Source organism: Atopostipes suicloacalis DSM 15692, assembly GCF_900129085.1.
Taxonomy (GTDB): domain Bacteria; phylum Bacillota; class Bacilli; order Lactobacillales; family Carnobacteriaceae_A; genus Atopostipes; species Atopostipes suicloacalis.
The window spans coordinates 1-18,349 of sequence record NZ_FQUF01000009.1 but is presented as its reverse complement, the minus strand read 5'-3'; the positions used below and the strand labels follow the sequence as shown (position 1 = coordinate 18,349).

Genomic DNA, 18,349 nt, shown 5'->3' with positions numbered 1-18,349 from the left:
TTTCATGAAGATTGTATTTTAATGTATCAAAGAATTTGATTATGGTGTCCCATATCCCATGATATAAGGACTGTTTTTTTCATAACTTAGTTTAGCAATTTTGTCTCCTGAATTACCTTCAATTGTGTAAACAATGTTATTTTCTACTTTCTCAATAATTCCTACATGGTCGCTAACAGAATCACCATCCCAGTCAAAAAAGATGATATTACCACTTTTAGGCAAATTACCTTTTCCCAACCACTGATTTTTAGCTTTAAAATTTTCAATACCTGTTGGGCAATAAGCGAACCGTTCCATTTTAACCCCAGCTTTTTCAGCATTATATGAAACAAAAATAGCACACCATTCAACACGTCCATTGAAGCCATACCAACGCCAATATTTTTCCCCACCATCATGAGTTCCTTCATCTAATTCTTTAAGAGCTGCTTTTACAATAGTTGAATTCCCTTGACTATTGTTGTTGGAAGTAGACGTGATGTATTGCTTAACAATTTGAGCATAAAACATATTGCCGTACGCATAACGATAATCATAGCCTAAGCTGACAGCTACAGGATTAGTGTAAGTGACTGTTTTTCCACCTGCTTGAGTTTTTGAGAATTGAATCGCATTATCCAGAGAGTAGCTCTTACCTGAATGACTTAGAAAGCCACCACCAAAATTATAGGCTTGTACAATATTTAAAACATCGTAATCACGATGTCCTTTCCACATATCTGCAAAATATTTTACGCCAACCTCAATAGATTCGTTTGGATCTTGAATTGAATTTGGTGGTTTTCCTTGGCTTTCGGAACATTGCATGATATCGGGATATTTTTCTGAATTTCCACCTGATTCTGCCATAATGATTCCTAATAAGTAAGGAACCGCTTCTGGAATTTCATTTTTAGTAGCTTCTTTTGTGACTTTATCTTTCCAACGAAGCACTGCTTCTGGCAGGTTTTGTCCTTCTTCGGAGGCTGTGTGTGTAGTAGAAGAACTACTGCCAGCAATGAGCATAAAAAAAACGAAAAAGAAGCCCAAAAAAAGCAAGGGAAATAACTTACGCATTTTCATAGGCTTGTTCCTCACTAAATTCTGGCGTAGTATAGGTTTCTTGCCTTAGATGACTGATTTCTTTTTCCAGTTGCTGAGCTTCTTGTTCTGTAACTGGAGAAGGGAGGTGTGGCTCTGTTTCTGATGAGTCGTCCTTTACATTGCTTGTTTCAATGACTGATTCAACAGGTATTTCTGTTTCTTCTGTCAAAGCATTTCGACTCAGCAAATGATCATCAACCTCTTCTGTAGGTAATGCGGTTTCAGCGAGTAATGGCTCTGTATTTGAGACAGAATCAGAAGTGTTCTCAATAGGATAGTTAAATGATTCTTCTGAGTCGTTTACATCAAAAGTATCGGTAGGGAGTGGTTCTTCTTTGGACTCCATTGGTTGTTCATCAAAAGGTATTACTGTTTCATCAAGAGAAGTTTCTTCCTCACCAGCTTGAACTAATAAATTATCCTGTAGTTCATTTTGACGATAAGCATGATCCAATTCTACTCCAGAACGAAGGTAATCATTTTCTGCGGTTTGTGTTTTATAGTCTTGTTCAGCATAGCGATTTTGCTGATCTTCTTTTTGTGCTCGTTGTTGTTGCCTTTCTTGAATAGCTTGCTTGGGATTGAAAGAAAAGTCTTTTAATTCTGCTTTGCCTTTCGTCAATGAACGAACAATCTGACCTTTATTCTTCCAGATGAATAGCCCCAACAAAACTTTGACAAACAGTCCCACAATCATAGTGACAATGTTTGTGACAACAAAAAAAGTATCTAACAAATTTAAAATAGAAAACAAGAGACCAAAACCGAATCCAATCCCTATTTTTGAAGCAAACAATGTCCCTAGTAACATGAAGCCATTTTTTAACAGATGGTGCATATTTGGAGTCAAAGCTAAAAATAGTAGTGAAGGAAAGAGAAAGAGGATGCCGTAAATTAATAACTGGATTAAAATGTTTGCAACTCCGATAATTAGTACAGCCGTTCCAATCACGATTAGCATGATGAAGGTATTTAATAAAACAGCAACTTTTTCGGTCATACGATCTGAGGTGAGATAAGAATTTTTTTCGGAGTCTTTTTTTATTTTATCAGCAATCTCATCAGTCTTTTTTTGGTCAAATGTTTCACCACTTTTAACTAGATAGGATTCAAATTGCTCTTTTGATACGTCTGTTTTTCCAAAGTTGAGTAGAGCATAAGGTTTAATAACAAATTCATCAAAAATGAGATTTCGGATATTACTTGTTCCGTCTAGTTGTTGATTTGATCCAAGTAAATTTTCTGAGATATTGCCAGTGTTTTTGGTTAGACTACCACTTGTTAAATCAACTAACTGTCCTTGTACATTTTGAGAGAGGGTATTCACTTCTTGAACTTTGTTGGCACCATCAGCGAAAAATGTCATACTGCCCACATAGATTAAGGTGAAAATACCAAAACGGATTAATGCCTTGCTGATTCCTTTTTCAAAAAAATCCTTCACTGAAATGACAATCACAAATGTAAAAAGGAGAATCCCTACAACACTGAATAATTTGTTGTAAATAGCACCAGTAGTGGAGAATAAATCTGGTAATACGCCTTCTAATAAATTTAAACTAAAGAGTTTGTCTATCACATAATCTAATGCCAGAACAAGGTATTTGATTAAGCCAAAGGCAATATTGAGCAACGCATTTAGCACACTTTGTAAATTTTCATTGATGCTAAACCAGCCGCCTTTTTCAAAAAAGGATTGGAAACTGTCAATATCAAATAAATCTTTTAGTAACATAGCAGCTCCTTTCTAAGCGCTAAAGGTCGTTTCCGCATCTGCACTTGTATTTTTTTTGACCGTTTGCAGCATTTGATGGATTTCTTCATAAGGACAGTAGACAAGCATTTTGCCAACACGTCCTCGTAAATCTAAATAAAGGCAATGATATTTTGGTAGGTTTTTTAACCACTCAATATTCTCATTAGTGATCTCTAATCCTAAATGACGAAGAATATCTTCTCGTTCATCTTTGTCATCGTAAGCAAAAATTCGTCCAAAGTTGCCTGTGTCATCTTCTTCGGCTGTATCTTTAACCGATTGAGTGACAATAATTAGGGTATTGTTAAAACTTCGACCAACTCTGCGCATGGATTTGATAATCGCACGACCGTTTTTAGAAGAATTAAAGATCCAACTTTCATCAAATAGAACAACGGTGCTTTCTTCTCGGTCACGTAAGCCGAAAAGTTCACAGAATTTTCCAATAGACATCATCAACATGACAGATTTTCTTTGTGTAGCACTGTAATCACTGCTAAGCGTTTCTGCACGAGGCATTTCTAACCCCAAAACTTCTAAGATAGTCACCTTATTCGTAAGATTTAGTCCTTCATTTTCGCCATAACTAAAAGCTAATTCTAAAATAGAACCTTGTACTGATTTCTTGATTAAGCTGGCTGTATCTCGTACCTCCTCATGTGGACTTTCCAGCATGAAGTCAACTACATGAAGTAAGCCTATTCGTTCGCCTTGATCTCTTCTTTTTAATACAGTTTCGATTCCTTCTAGCATTGCCAATCTTGATTTTTTCTCTCTAGCACTAGTGAAATCATAAAGCTCTTCAAATAAGTCTTGTGCCATATCTTTTGCAGCTACTCGATTAGGAATAAAGCAGAAGGGATCAAGAACGCCTTTGTTACTGGTTTTATTTGGATCAAGTCTCACTTGGTGGAAGTGCTGTTGAATGAAAGCACAAGTGTCGGGATACTTTTCTTGATAAAGTGGATGATTGATAACCTCCATAATCCAATCGAAGAACTCAGATTTAGGGTCAACGTACAATCCTTTTCCATTCATTAAAACTGAAAGGAAGAAAATAAACTTTGCCAAGTAGGATTTTCCATTTCCAGTGGGACCAGTGATGGCAATGTGCGGACTATTGGCTTTTTTATCGGCGATATCGTTTTGGTTCCCAATAGATGGGTTAAAGAAAATGGGTTTTCGGCTCGTTTTTGCCACTTCTTTTGGTGTTAAGTTTCGAGTGTTTTTCAATTCCGAGACCATACCAATAGGAATTCCTACGTTATCACCAATCCGATTTTCAACACTCAACAACATTTCACTAATTCCCTCAACTGTGGTGTAGTGAAGCCAATTTTTTTCAGGACCTAGTTTGTTACCAGCTAAAAATTGATGGAAGAGAAACACTTGATCGGCTAAGCCTTTGACTATTTCAACATTTCGAGATTGGCATAAAGAAATGACGGTACGAATCCGACTACGACATTCCTCTGGTGTTTGTCCAAAGACACCAAAAAGTCCCAGCCATTTAATGACAGGGACTCTTAAGTCTATTTTATTGTTTAGGTCGGTCAAAGCATAACGATTAAAGCGACTGGATTTCATTTCGGAATCGCCCATAGAAACTGTCTCTTTTGCACTATTTTTTAATCGTTTGGCAGCACGAGAGGACTTTCCTTTTAATCCTCTACCACCTTTTAATGGTTCAAAATGCCCTTTGAGTCGGAATTCTACTGGAAAGGGGAGACTTTGCACCACTTCTGCTATATGATTAAATGACAAGTTGGGGGCGAATTTATGAATAGGAAGCAGAGCAATGTAGCTAGTTCCTTCCGAGCTTCTTAGCTTTAATAAGCCTTGTTCTTCTGTAGGATCAAGAATAGTATCTGTTAATGAATAGCTGCTATTTTCAACAAAATCAAGATCAAAGGAAGTCTTCATTCCACGTACATAGGGATAACGACAGGCTTGTAGCACTTCTTGTTCAGTAAGTCTACGCCCATTAACCGTTCCAACAAGTTGAAAAATTTCTGATTCTATTGAACGGTATCGTTTTAAAAAATCTTCATCAACAGCTAGGTGATAGTGGTTCAGGGATAATAGTTTTCCAGCGTAATAGTCAACGACTTCCATCGCTTTTCCTTTTACGGTTGTTGCAGAAGATAAACTAGAAAGTTTAACCCCAATATAAAATTTTTCCGTTGTGAGAACTCGAAGTTGATTTTCTAATTCGGAAAGTGTTCGATCAACTAAACTATCACCCATTAATTTTGCTTGTTTATCAAAATTTTCGGAGAAAGCTGCTAGTCGCTCACCAAGATTGTAAGAATGAGGATTTAGAAATAATTCAAAGTCTTCAAAACGGCGTAAGCTTTGTAAAAATTGATTCCATTTTTGTTTGTGCTTTTCTTGAATTTCTTTATTTTGACCAATAACATAGTCGCTAGGGCAAGTAAAATATGCCCAAACTTCATTTTCTGTAGTAAGCAATAAATTATGATAAACCTTATGAAATGGCTGTTTAAACTTCATTTTTTTCCACCTTTCTATAATAATCTAGTGATTCGTTTACGAATGGATTGCTTGATTAATGACTGATATTGTTCCTTTAATTTAGGAATTTCTGACATCGGTATAACTCCGTCTGCAAATTGCCGAAAGAGTGTTTTCTTCATTAGTATTACTTCATCATCTGTTTCAAACAATTCATAGAAACCTTCTTCTCTTGCCTTTAAGGATTCAAATTCATGAATTAGTTCTGGAACAACACTATCTTTTATTTCTTGCTTCAATTGGTCAACATCTAATGTATTCATTTTTGCTTCTCCTTCTTTTTTTATGGAAAGCTGTTCAACAGAACAACGATGATAAATTACTTTTTCTTGTTGAAATGAGTGAAGTTGCTCATGATACAGTGATTTATTCCTAAATACAAAGGTCAGAAGATAGAGAAAATAATCTTTCAAAAAAATATCCGCTCTCTTTCCATCTGGCTCAACTCGGTTAAATAGTTGTACTAATCCATAAGGTATAGCCAGAGAAACAATGACAACTAATTGGTTCATTCCAAAAAGTATCAAGAGGGCACTAAACACAATCGCAAAACTGACTGTCGCAACAGTGAAGTCTTGTGCATAAACGACAAAAGGTAAGTGGACATTTTTGGCAATTTCTCTGATCATATAGGGAGCATTGAAGGGCTCTCTATAGTCTAATATCTGTTTTTCTATATTCATGACTATAACCCAAAGTAGCTTTTTAGATTAGAAAGTGAATTAAGAACGCCTGTAGGGTCTTTGATAACAGCGTAAATGATACCGCCAAAAAAGAGGATTGCAAAACCTTGAATCCATTTTGAATTTAGAAATTCTTTGATGACTAAATAAACAACGACTACTCCAAAAATCGGTGCAATCCAGTCATTTAAGATATAGTTACTGGCTTCTTTAGCATTTGCATCAGCATAAGCGACAGGAGATAGAGAGAAAAAGAATAAAAGGCTGCTGAGTAGTGTTGTTAGTTTGACAGTTAGTAGTTGTCTTTGCTGAGGAGATCGGACTATTTTCTTTTGTTTCATTTAAATTCCTCCTAAATAATGATGAATGGTTTCAATAAAATAAGTGTTTTCTCGTTGTTTCAACAATAAAGTCATGGTTTCTTTGTGTCCTATTTTTGTTTCGCCATCAATAACATCAAACGTAACAAAAGCAAAGAGTTGTTCGTCCTTGAAGAAGGGGTTAATTTGGCTATTGCCTATCTGATAATTACCTGTTAGAATTTCTGGTTCTTTCATTATATATGCCATATCTTCCAATGAAGCAGATACATATTTATCAAGGAATGACTGGATGAAACTGATAACCGCTTTTTCTTCTTTGTTATCGACTTGTTGGTACTGAGAAATATCAGGCATTTTTGCTTGCTCAGTTTTTGAAGTTAGTGAAGGTTCAAGAGTAAAATAAGGATATGCAGTCACTTTAAACGATTGATTTTTTAATTGCACAAAAGGGATATTTAACAACACACGATTTTCAATTTTTTCGTAATCAATATATTTTTCTTTGATAATGACTTCTTTATCACCTTCCTTTTTCTTTACATCACGTTCTTTTGTAACTGGAGCATTGATTTCATAAGCAATACGGTATTGAGCCACTAACTGTCCATTTTCATTGACTAGATTATAAAAATCAGAAGAGAGTAGTTTTCGTTCAGTCCCTGTATTCTTTTCTTCATCTAAAGTGATCATGAAATAGGTCTCTTGGAGTGAATTAAAGCGTTTTTCAAATGCTTGCTGCTCGGTAGGAATATTAATGTAAGCTGTGATGAAAGGCTGTAGAAACTGTTTATACAATTCTGATGTAACAGCTGTATCTGTATTTTTTGCTAATTCTTTGTGAATCGTTTCAGTTAATGTGGTTTGTTCTTTGCGAATAAGACTTTGCATTTGGGTAGATTTAACAAAGGCAAAGGGACCACTGCTGATTAACAAAAGCGTTAGGATTAGAAAGAAGGTACGAGTCGTTCGGATACTAGCGGCTTTTTCTTCTTTTGGTAAAGCTGGGGGATGATTCTTTTTCTCTTTGATAAATTTCATTGAATTACTCCTTTGCGATTATTAAAAAAAGGAACCCCTTTACCAAATAAAGGAGTTCCTTTGCAGAAAGTTGCGTACCATAAATTTTTAAACGACTAGGCTGAGAATTGAATAGATAGGTAGCTTTGTAAAAATCATACGAATAACCAAGATAAACGCCGGAATCGCTATAACGTTCTAGTCCTTCAATATAAAGACTGGTGTGTTTAGAAAGAATTCGTTCAAAACAGACTTCTTTTTTAGGAATAAAAACCAGATTTTCTCGTTGAGTTAGTTTTTTTACAGTGAGAAATTGCCGAGCTTGTCTTTCGGGAATTTGTCCTTCTAAATAGAAAAAGCCATATTTTTTGAGTTCTTCTTTGAGATATTTCTGATTCATGATAATACCTCAATAATAGTATTGTCGTTTGCTTGATAGAGGCGTCCATCTTGGCGTAAATCTTCACCAATTCCCTCATAGTCAACATTCCACTTGATTAAATCAGGAACACCAGATAAATAGCCAAGATCATCCACTAATTGTTCTGCATAGTCTTTATAAGAATAACAGTCAGAGTAGACTTGAATTTCATCAATTTGTTCAAATGCATCTAAAATATCGTTGAAAAATCCGTATTCAACAAGTTCCCCTAAATAGTGGATTGCTGGGTGTCCAGTATGCTCATCCAGTTGTTCTGCAACTTCATTCATTTCATTAAAATTCTCATAGTGAGAAAGGGTAAATGGTGCCATGTAGTCTGTTATTAAATGTTCCTGTCCATCATCTAATTCAATTTTATCTTTGACTTCTTCCCAATCAATCGGTAGTTCAAACCATCGCCCTTTATTGGTATGAAGATTTTCGATATATAATTCAATCATGTGTTTCACCTCTCAATTAAATAAAAATTGTGCTAATAGTTGTTCAACTTCTTCTTGTGGAACAGTTACAGAAGAGGAAGTAGTTGTTTGAGTTTCTTCTTGTATCAATAATTCTTTTATTGTTGTTGTAAGTTTTGCCAGCTCTTCTTGATCTTTTTCTTTTAGCTCTGCTTGTTGAATTCTAGACATTAACTCATTTCTGCCAAATGTTTGATCCATAATCCAAATTTTCTTTAGCGTAGGAGCAAGATAGTTTGAGAGCCAGCGTAACGCTTTATCATAATTTGGTTTTTCACCCTTCATGGTCAATCGCAATTCTTGCATGCTTTCAATGACCATGCGCCAATTTTGGCTGTAATGAGTGCGCAGTCCATTTGAGTCGCAATCATATACTTTGATGGCAGTATCAATTAATTCTTTGACGATCCATTCAATTGTTTCTCCTGTAGAAAGTAAATACTCAACAAAGAGATAGGCTTTTTCGTCAGCTAAACGGATTTCATAACGATTTTTAATACCATATTTCTGACGAGCCATTTCAACAGATATTTCTTCTTTTTTTGCTAGTTCGTAATCTTTTTGGTAAAAGTTTAAATAAAACGGCGATTGTCTGGAACCAAAATAAAGAGAGAGTCCTTTGTTGAGCCGCTGCCCACTCTTAACAACAATTCCTCCTGTAAAATCAAAATTGCGAAAAGTGGTATCGACTAATCCTTGTTCAACTTTTTCTTTCAATTCAAATAAATCATAATTGGGATAAAGAAGAGAGAGATGTTCATCCAGAGCCAAATCAATTCGCGTAATTTTGGTGTCAATTATTAGACCTTCACCAAAAATATTCGATTGATAAAGCCGCCAAAAGAATGTCGTCCAAGTTTCTTCTTGTTCTTCTAGTACCAGTTCATATTCTCGACAGCCTTGTCCACGCAGTTCAATCATCACTCCCATATCTAGGTTTTCTGGATTTGAGAAAACAAAGATGTCACTAAAACAATAGCTTTCTGTATAATGATTAAATCCATAGTTTTTGTAAATGAATACATCTGGATTCATTTGTAATATTTTCTCAATTACTTGAGAAGGGGAGTGGATTTTGAATCGAACACGAAGAAAATCAATTTTTGCTTCCATGGGTAGAAAGCCACCGTCCAAATGGAATGTTTTGCGTATTTTTTCTATGGATTTTTTTGTGATCGTTCGTTTACCAGTTTCAATCATAGAGAGGTATGATTTACTCCAATCAAGCTTTTCGGCAAATTGCTGTTGTGTTAATTGTAGTCGCTTTCGTAAAATTTTTATTTCTTGATTATTCATGGGTCACCTGCCTTGTTGTTCACAAAATAAATGAAAATTGTTTACAGCTTTATTCTTAAAGAAAAGCTTTATCAATAAGGGATTTTGATAACCGTTTTGTCTTTCTTGCAAAAAGTTACCCCCATGTTATTAAGCGGGGGTAACAGGTTAGAGCGAGCGTTGCTCGCCCTAACCACGCACAGTCATAGGCAGGAAACCTGCCTATTCCTTTTCGTTCTACCGCCACACACCAAAGTGTGCGGCTTTCACAAGGAAACCTTGTTCATAAAACGAAGCGGTTAGTATCAGCTTCTTCTATCCGCTGAGGCAACGAAAAAAGGGCAACGAAAGATAAAACTTTTCCTTTCCCTTTTTTCATTGATATAGTGGGGGGATCTCACTTTAACTTTTTCTGTGAAAGTCCAAAAGCTGAATGTGCTTCATTAATTTCCTCAGTAGTCATTTCTTGTAAAAGCTCTTTTATATTTAACGTTTGCATAGAACCAATTTGTTGAAGAGCTGCTAGAAAGTCATATTTTCTAGGCACAAGAGGGGCATAGAATTCACGTGGAACTCCTGAACCACTATCACAATAGCCTCTGCCTTTCATTCGTTTATTGATGAACGCTTTTCCTTTTTGATCCGATCCAAAAGTCATGTAATAGCCCTGTTCTGATAGCTTTCCCAAGCTAACTCGAAATAAAAGATTATCACGTACACCGCCACCAAAGTTATCTGCATCAGGACGTTGGGTTGCTAATATTAGAAAAACACCTGCTTGTCGTGCTTTTAGAACAAGTTCCTTTACGTATCGCAGAATTTCGTCCTGTTCTTTATAGGTTAAGGTGCCAAAAAAGGCTGCCCACTCATCAATAATAATAAAGTAGGGAGGAATACCATAGTATGCAAAGTTTTTCCCTGTTGTATAGTTAGGGAGAGCCTTCATATAAACATAACGTCGATTCATTTCTTCTACAGCATTCTTTAAGCATTTCGTGATCCATTTTGTTCCGTAAAATACGTGATTTTTGAATAAATGTAGACTTTCTAAATCTTTTAAATCTGCTTCTTTTGGATCACATACATCAACTGTTCCAACCTGAATAAGCGCATGGATTAAGGTGAGCAGAAAGTAGGACTTGCCACCCCCTGTGCCTCCAGTTACTAACATGTGAGGCACTTCGGCATAGTCCCATACAACGCCATCCATGAGTTTGACTTGTCCATTTGTTACGATACAATCTTCAATTCCAATCCGCTTACTGATCACATCAATCATTAATAAATAGGTGGTAAAGCCCATTTCCTTTTGTTCCTCAATGAAGTCAGCAATGTACATTTCTTCAAAAGTTTTTGCAATTTTTTGAAAGCGATCATGCCATTTCATCCCATCTGTGGGAACGGTTAAATAAAGAATTTCCTTGGTATTACGGTAATAAACTTTTGGAAAAACCATTTTTTCAGTAGCCTGTTCTTTTGATTTTCGTTCCTTCTTCTCATACAATCCATTGCTTTTCAAGAGACGAGCTAACATTTGTCGTTGGTAGACTCGATAGAAGAAACCACCTTTTAAAAAAGAAACTCTGCGAATCATGAGCAAAACTAACAACGGCAAGAAGAGTATTAAAAAAAGCCCTCCAATGGGAACTAAGAGGGCAACCAAATCAATTATTTGTCTTTGTTGCATTATCTGTATTAACGGATAGATAAAAAGGTAGCTGTAGTAACCAGCAAATAATAAAAAAGGAAACCAAGCCAGTAGAATGTAGGTACGATAAACAGATAGATGTAGAGGACGAATTCTACGTCCACGATAATGAAAGAAAGTGTTCATAGTTGCCTCCATTCAATTAGTTTTTCAGATTTTGGTCCCCTCTAGCTTGCTTTACATTAACTGATTCTACTTTTTTTAGGGATTCTGCTCGGATTTTGAAGGCTTGTTCTGACTGAATCGAATCGTTATAACCAGTATAAGAAGAAAGCCAAGCAAGTGCAGTGACTTCTCCTGTAAGCACTACTTCATCATCATAAGAGAACGCTGTAGTGTCAACAGTTTCTGGAACAGTAATATCAATTTGGTCATTTTTAGCTTCGGAATAGACAGTAATGCGTTGTTCACGAACAAAATCTGTTCGGTTGCCTTCTGTATCTGTTTCATAAATTTTTTGGCTATTCAAATAGAATAATTTTCCAAATGTTCTACGTGTATCAAAATCTTTCACAATGTTGTCTTCAAATTTTAAACTCATCATTTTTCTCCTTTTCTAGTTCAGTGTCAGCAGTTGTTTAGCAAAAATTTGTAATTCAAGTGATCGACTAACTGTTCCAATATTATTTCGTTTGGCACTAGGAACAAGTGTAACTTCACGCAGCTCGACTTCTTTACGACCTTCAAAACGTAGGGAGTTTCGTAAATTTGGAACGATGATTTCAAAGTCAGGATGAAGAGCAGAGGAGGCTGTAAAAATGCGACAAGGGATTCTTTTTCCCTCTACATAAACTTCTCGTTCTTCTTTAACGGTTGCTTTGATTTTATTTCCTAATTGATTGTCCTTTAAGACAATGCTTGTGACACGATTGGACATCTTTTTTCCTTCTTTCTTTTTTTAATAAAAAAAGAGACATAGGACTGCCTCCGTTTTTTTTAATTATCGTTGTGATGCTTTTTCTTTTTGTTGTAGAGGTAATAACCAGCAACTCCAGTTAACAATAAGCTCCCTAAAATAATTCCTGCAAAAGAAACAACTTCACCCGTTTGTGGTAAGCTTCCTGTTACAGAAGTTTCTTTTTTACTTGGAATCATTTTATTTGTCATGTTACATTTGACAACCTCACCATCCTCTTGAATTTCAAACTTAATCGGCGTTTCGTCTATTTGATAGCCAGTAGGGGCTTCATATTCTTGGAAATAGTAAACTCCTCGTGGTAAGTTTTCAAAACTAAAACGACCTTGATGATCCGTCTTTCCTTCAATGATGATTTTTTTATCTTTATCAAGAATACGAACGCCTGTATCTGGCAGCTCTTTTCCATTGGACATGTCCGTTTTGGTTAGTTCAGCAATCCCTTTGACTAAATGATTTTTAATCTCCAGCAATAGAAGTGGCTCTTGATCGGTTTGTGGTTCCTCAGTTGGGGTAGTTTCATTCGTTAGTTGCTTGTGTGTATTTTCTTCTTGCTTCTCTTCATTAAGGATTTCACTAAGCAAAGTTCCTTTACTGTCATAGGCTTGAATTCCTTTTAGAGTAGAGATAATTTGATAGGTCTCAGGAGATAGGGCATACTGTTCAGAAGCTGGTTGTTTTTCTTTCAAATAGAATGTTCCCATAGGGATATTGGTAAAGGTAGCAAGAGATTGTTCATCTACAGTGACCGTTTGAATCACTTCTTTTTCCTCATTTTCTAAAGTGAAAATAGTACCTTTTCCATTCCCTGTGAAAGCAAAATCATAGCCACTTCTTTCTTTTAAAGTGGCTTCTTCATTCACTTTTTTTAGTAAGAATTGGTTGAAGTGAAGCTTATTTAGAAGTGGTACAGATTTATCCTCCGAGTTTTCTTTCGCAGCATAAATGTCGATTACTTTTTCGGATTCGTGGTCAGCAGCTGTAAACTCAAATTCATGATGGCTAGTGTCAATATCATGATTTTCACCAGCATCTAATTCTTTAATATAATAGTTTCCTTCCATTAATTGTTGCGTAGGGAACGTAAGCTCACCATCTTTTACTGTGCCAAATCCTAGTAGAGAATCAGCAGGCAACACTGTTTTATCTGTCATTGTAAATTCTTGATTAGTGAACAGACCGAATATTTTGTCGTTGGCTTTGATTTCTTCTACAATTGGTTTATTTTCTTTCCACTCCTGAATCTGTTCTTCATTTTTATGGAGAGTGATCTTTAGTTGTTGAAAATCGTTTTTTGCTTCAATAGATTGAGATACAAGTTCAACATTTTGTCCTTCATAGGTGAATTCAAAAGGAAGCGGGGTGGTATTCATCAAATAGCCAGCAGGCGCAGCTGTTTCAATGGCTTCGTATTTTCCGAGATAAAGTTTTGGCATATTCATTAGTTCACCATTGTTATCTGTTTGAACAGTGGCAACTACACTTCCTTTTTTTGCATGAACATAGTTGCCTACTTTAATATCTTCACGAGCTTTGATGGTGAAAGTTACATCCGCCAGAGGAACATAATCGAAAGTGATTTCATGTAGCTTTCCATATTTTGAATCTTTGGTTGTAACACTAGAAGCTTTTTGCCCTGTTTTCTTTAGGTGAAGCAATCCTTGTTGGGCTTTATTTCCAAACACCACTTCAATTGTTTTATTGGGTTCAATCGTAATTTCTTTAGATTCGCCTTTATTTACAAAGCCATTGTTGGCCGTTACTTCGGTGATTTTTATTTTGGTACCAGCTTTTAAGTCATTTATTTGAGCTAAACCATTCGTATCAGTGACAATTTCTTTGGATTGTCCGTTAAACTCAAATTTCATTTTTGTATTGGGGACAGGCTGTCCGGTATCCTCATCTACTTTTTTCAATTTGACATTACCGTTTAAATTGACTTTGATATTTAGCTGAAAGGAGCCGGCATTAGATAATTTGAAAGTAGCTACTTTTTGTTCATTGGGTTTGTTGAAAACAAAACTTGTACCAACATCATTCGCATTTGCGATATTGTACTGTAATTTTCCTGTTTCTTTCGATGAACTGGTTGCGGTTAACTTCAATTGGTTTCCAGATTTATTTAGTTGTAAATTAGCAGAATTGCTTGCTAAATTGCCATACTTACTTAAAACACCGTTTGTATCATTAAGTGTGATTGTATCGCCAACATTTAATGTGATCGTCTGATTATTGAATGAAGGTTTGGTATTGTGCGCATTCACTTTTGCTAGGATTTCATTTTTCCGATTTTGATAGTTGGGAAGGTTGGTAGACAGTAGCTGATCGCCAAACGACTCCCAAATCATATTTTGAGTGATTCCATAGTTTTCACTTGTAGGATTCGTTTTATAGCCATAATAGGCAATCAGAGACAATCGATCTTTTTCAGCAATTGTAAGTTCTGATGGATCAAAACCAGAACCGCCATTTAAAATGGTACCATGTTCAATACAGAAGGCAGGTTCGCCCTCTGCTTTAATCATGTGAACACCGTCGTCTGTCCAGTGAAGACCAGCAGGATTCGCTAAATACCAAGTAGAAACGTAATCAGCAATTCTTGTGTAGTTGACGGTAGCAGCAAGAGCAGTGATAGGAGTAAAAAAAAAACTAGCCATCATTACTATCAATGCAAGATAGCTGGCTAGTTTGTGCTTTTTATATTTAATTGTCATTGTTTCTTTTCCTCCTTGAGTTATTTTTGTTTTTTTAGGTTAGGAGAGGGACTTCTGATTGATGGGAACAACTGGGGTGGTTCAACTCCTTTTTCTAAACTTTTTAATTTAGGCAATATCAATCCAAAGATTTACAATAAAATATTCTATTGTATAATATAGTTAGTACCCGTGGTGCTAGTTAATTTTAATATCCTAAAGAATATCTCAAAGTTCCTCCAAAACGTCGTTGTGCTCGACTTAATAGAACACTGTAAGCCAGTAATATGCTTTCAAATCTACTCTCTAGCCCTTTAACAGAACGTGAGTTGAAATTTTGACAACCTAATTTTTCTAAGGAAGAAAAAACAGTCTCAACTGTTTTTCTTTGTTTTCCAAGTAAGCTGTGGTCTAGTTTTTCTGATTTATCCATGTTTTTACGTGGAGGAACGGATATAGTAATGCCCTTAAGGGCAAGCTTTTCATGGATTTTATGGCTAATATATCCTTTGTCCCCTAGGATATTGGGAAGATTCGCTTCTTCCGATAAAGTCTCTAACACTTTCACGTCATGGACACCTGGATTCGTGATTGAGTAAGTAATCGGAAAGCCAGTCTTAGTAACGATCATATGAATTTTAAGACCATAAAAATAAGATTTTTTTGTTGAGTTATAGCCAACTTTGGCTATTTGATTCAATAGTTTTGCTTGTCTATTTCTAACTGGTTTACATAATGGACTAGGAAAACTATCTATAATTCCGACTAGTTCACCTTTGGTGAGCTTCTTGATGAAAAAGTATCGAATAATCTTGATAGTGTAAGCTAAGTTTGAACTTAAGCGAGTGAATCGACTCCTACTAGGAAAGTCACCATTAGGAAATAAGACGGAACAAACCGCTCTATACGTGGCTCTTTGGCTAGTATAGCCATTAATTATACCCCATATAACACAAGCAATAATCACTGTATCGCGTTGCTTCAGTTGATCAGTATTTCTTCGGTTTTTAATCTTATCTGGTACACAATTGTGGTATATGTTAGAAACAGTTCTCATAATTTCCTTGAATGTTATAAAAGTATCTGTATAATGTTCAGTATATTTTGATGAACGCATATGTAGTCCTCATTTCTTGGGAGTTTTGAGACTACTATAAGCGTTTTTTTGTTGATTTACCAACATGTTTAGACATTTTCCTCTAGGAAAAAATTAACTAGCACCACGGGTAGTTAGTATATTAAATAAATAGTACGGAGGTTTTTTTGTGAATGGGGATGTATTAAATACTGAACAGATTGATAACCAACTAAGTATTGTTTCAAATAGTAACTTTGAATCATATTTAATTGAATTGGGACTTCCATCACAGAATATTTTAGCTCCAGTTCATGAGAAACAACAAATGGCGTTAAATATTCCTAATGTAATAATGCAAATACCTGAATCTTTAAGGAAAAATGCAACTTATTTATCAAAATTTGTTTCGAGTGTAGCAATAGGTAGGTATGATTCTGCTCTTAATGATCTTTGGAATGAAGTAGTACTTAATTTAAGAAATAAAGTATGTCTTTATGGACTTGATATTTTTTTTGATGCGGCTGTTGGAGAAAATATTAGAGATTTATACACTTCGGAAGATGATCTTCCAGCAATTAAAGATAGGGTTCTACTTGATACTTGTTTGAAACTCGAAATAATTTCAAATATAGTCCATCAAAAATTAACATATATTTTAGATATGAGAAATAATATTGGTGGTTCTCATCCAAATGCTGGACAAATTAATAGTTTTGAACTTTTAGGTTGGCTTCAAATTTGTGTTAATGAAGTAATATCTGATAATCCCTCTGAAGGTGCGATAAAAGTACAACAATTTATCAAAAACTTAAGGACAAAAGACAATTTGTTTTCCAGTGGTGAAATTCAATCAATTGGAGAATCTTTGAAGCTTTTATCAACTACATTGGCTGGGAATATTTTAAGAACTATTTTTGGGATGTATACAGATCCAAAAATAGATAATATTACAAAACAGAATATTCTTTCAATTGCTTCTCTGGTTTGGCAAGCCTCTCCAGAAAACATTAAGTTTGACTTGGGGAATAACATAGAGAGCTATATTGTTAACTTGGAACAAGAAAAGCAACGTTTGGGTGAATCATTTTTTGATGAATGTAATGGTAATAGTTATAAAGTCAATTCTAGAAAAAGCCTAGAACTAACTTTACTTTGTGAAGAGTTGATTGCAAAACATAATGGTTGGGATAATTTTTATCATGAGAGACCTGTAATAAAAAAGATTATGTCTTATTTTAATACGTCTAATGATATTCCTATTGATAGACAAGAACATCTAATCAAAACTATACTAAGATGTCGAATTGGTAACGGAGTGACCTATAACTCAGGTGTTTCACCAGGAGCGAAAGCTTATTACGATAATTTTCTATCTATGCTAAACAACGATCAATTAGAGATACTGTTAACTGAATTAGAAGATGATATTATAGTGAATAATTTATATTCCGAAGTTCGTACAAATAATTTGAAAGAGATACTTCAAATTATTAGGACACCTCTTGCAAGTGAGAGAGTCACTGAAACTATTGACTATCTTTTAGATGAGAGTAGGCCGATTGTTATGGCAAAGAAAATAAAAGCTAGCAAGTTTAAACAGCTAATTTCTGTATTTTAAAATGAAATAAAAAAATGAATAGAACTGTTCTATCCATTTTTTAGTATTCGTTCTAGCTCACAATTTTCTTACAAAAAATAATTCAAAATATCCATATTTTTTCTAGTTAAAACAGTTTGAAACTAAATCAAAACTAACTACAATTGACAAAAATTACTGGAATTTCGCAGTATTCATTGAAAAAGTAGAATGCTGATATACCAATGATTAGAGCTTGTCAGAAGCTCTTAAAAAAGCTAACCTTTTGCTGGAAGGGTCTGTAGGGTAAAAAGCTATAAATAGCTTGATGATAGTGTTTCTAAGGGGTATAGTCACTTAAATTGACGATTTTTGTACGAGAATTTGTACGGGAATTTGTACAAAAATATATGAAAAGATAATATTTTGGACACGGAAAAAGAGCAGCTAAAAAGCCGCTCTTTTTTCTTAAGTATTTAATTAAATCAAAAACATTATTTTGTTTTATCTTCTTTGTTATCTTCAAACCGATTGTTAACATCTTTAGCAACATTATCGGCAATATCTTTTCCTTTTTCTTTTGCTTCTCCAGCTTTTTGTTGGGCTTTACCTTTTAATTCTTTAGATTTATCATCCGTTACTTTTCCAACCACTTCATTGAATTTCCCTTTTATCTTGTCTTTATTTGGCATAATAAGTCCTCCTATTTTCTTTTAATATTCTTATTATAGTTTAGTATGTAAATACTCGTGTCAAGTCCATAATCTTGTGTAAAATAGTAGACAATGTGATTAACGCTGGTT

The 18,349-nt window shown here is 35.0% G+C and carries 16 protein-coding genes; 1 reads left to right on the top strand and 15 read right to left on the bottom strand.

The genetic code is table 11. The features are described from left to right. Positions 1 to 39: 39 nt before the first annotated feature. The 14 genes from BUB96_RS03585 to BUB96_RS03520 all read right to left on the bottom strand — a co-directional run bounded on the left by BUB96_RS03585 (position 40) and on the right by BUB96_RS03520 (position 16,009). The gene (locus BUB96_RS03585) at positions 40 to 1,065 is read right to left on the bottom strand and encodes a lysozyme family protein (protein WP_073296585.1); all 1,026 of its coding nucleotides are present in this window, start codon (positions 1,063 to 1,065) and stop codon (positions 40 to 42) included. After that, positions 1,052 to 2,821, bottom strand: coding sequence for a CD3337/EF1877 family mobilome membrane protein (locus BUB96_RS03580; RefSeq protein ID WP_073296581.1), 1,770 nt, complete (start codon positions 2,819 to 2,821; stop codon positions 1,052 to 1,054). Before BUB96_RS03580 ends, BUB96_RS03585 begins: the two co-directional genes overlap by 14 nt. 12 nt (positions 2,822 to 2,833) lie before the next feature. After that, on the bottom strand, positions 2,834 to 5,356 hold the full coding sequence (locus tag BUB96_RS03575) for an ATP-binding protein (protein WP_073296578.1): 2,523 nt from the start codon (positions 5,354 to 5,356) through the stop codon (positions 2,834 to 2,836). Between the two features lie 14 nt (positions 5,357 to 5,370). Next, positions 5,371 to 6,060, bottom strand: coding sequence for a TcpE family conjugal transfer membrane protein (locus BUB96_RS03570; RefSeq protein ID WP_073296575.1), 690 nt, complete (start codon positions 6,058 to 6,060; stop codon positions 5,371 to 5,373). A gap of 2 nt (positions 6,061 to 6,062) precedes the next feature. Beyond that, the gene (locus tag BUB96_RS03565) at positions 6,063 to 6,401 is read right to left on the bottom strand and encodes a TcpD family membrane protein (protein WP_073296573.1); all 339 of its coding nucleotides are present in this window, start codon (positions 6,399 to 6,401) and stop codon (positions 6,063 to 6,065) included. After that, the gene (locus tag BUB96_RS03560) at positions 6,402 to 7,421 is read right to left on the bottom strand and encodes a conjugal transfer protein (protein WP_073296569.1); all 1,020 of its coding nucleotides are present in this window, start codon (positions 7,419 to 7,421) and stop codon (positions 6,402 to 6,404) included. It lies immediately after the preceding gene. A 4-nt stretch (positions 7,422 to 7,425) separates the two neighbouring features. Then, entirely contained in the window at positions 7,426 to 7,800 is a 375-nt protein-coding gene (locus BUB96_RS03555) for a hypothetical protein (RefSeq protein ID WP_073296566.1), read from the bottom strand. Beyond that, positions 7,797 to 8,282, bottom strand: coding sequence for an antirestriction protein ArdA (locus BUB96_RS03550; RefSeq protein WP_073296563.1), 486 nt, complete (start codon positions 8,280 to 8,282; stop codon positions 7,797 to 7,799). Before BUB96_RS03550 ends, BUB96_RS03555 begins: the two co-directional genes overlap by 4 nt. Before the next feature lie 12 nt (positions 8,283 to 8,294). Beyond that, positions 8,295 to 9,596, bottom strand: a complete 1,302-nt coding sequence (locus tag BUB96_RS03545) for an XRE family transcriptional regulator (protein ID WP_073296560.1) — start codon at positions 9,594 to 9,596, stop codon at positions 8,295 to 8,297. 376 nt (positions 9,597 to 9,972) lie between these two features. Beyond that, positions 9,973 to 11,409 (bottom strand): FtsK/SpoIIIE domain-containing protein, encoded by a 1,437-nt coding sequence (locus tag BUB96_RS03540; RefSeq protein ID WP_073296557.1) that lies wholly within the window; start codon positions 11,407 to 11,409, stop codon positions 9,973 to 9,975. A gap of 16 nt (positions 11,410 to 11,425) precedes the next feature. Continuing rightward, entirely contained in the window at positions 11,426 to 11,824 is a 399-nt protein-coding gene (locus tag BUB96_RS03535) for a DUF961 family protein (protein WP_073296555.1), read from the bottom strand. A 15-nt stretch (positions 11,825 to 11,839) separates the two neighbouring features. Beyond that, complete coding sequence (locus BUB96_RS03530) at positions 11,840 to 12,160, bottom strand: hypothetical protein (RefSeq protein WP_073296550.1); 321 nt, start codon at positions 12,158 to 12,160, stop codon at positions 11,840 to 11,842. A 59-nt stretch (positions 12,161 to 12,219) separates the two neighbouring features. Further along, the gene (locus tag BUB96_RS03525) at positions 12,220 to 14,913 is read right to left on the bottom strand and encodes a SpaA isopeptide-forming pilin-related protein (RefSeq protein ID WP_073296545.1); all 2,694 of its coding nucleotides are present in this window, start codon (positions 14,911 to 14,913) and stop codon (positions 12,220 to 12,222) included. Between the two features lie 187 nt (positions 14,914 to 15,100). After that, positions 15,101 to 16,009, bottom strand: coding sequence for an IS982-like element ISEfm1 family transposase (locus tag BUB96_RS03520; protein WP_002324522.1), 909 nt, complete (start codon positions 16,007 to 16,009; stop codon positions 15,101 to 15,103). A 148-nt stretch (positions 16,010 to 16,157) separates the two neighbouring features. Between BUB96_RS03520 and BUB96_RS03515 the strand changes: the two genes are divergently transcribed. Further along, a complete protein-coding gene (locus tag BUB96_RS03515) occupies positions 16,158 to 17,588 on the top strand; it encodes a hypothetical protein (protein ID WP_073296542.1) in 1,431 nt (476 codons plus the stop codon). A 452-nt stretch (positions 17,589 to 18,040) separates the two neighbouring features. On the opposite strand, the gene BUB96_RS03510 is transcribed toward BUB96_RS03515, so the two are convergent. Next, entirely contained in the window at positions 18,041 to 18,238 is a 198-nt protein-coding gene (locus BUB96_RS03510) for a CsbD family protein (RefSeq protein WP_073296539.1), read from the bottom strand. Positions 18,239 to 18,349 lie beyond the last annotated feature (111 nt).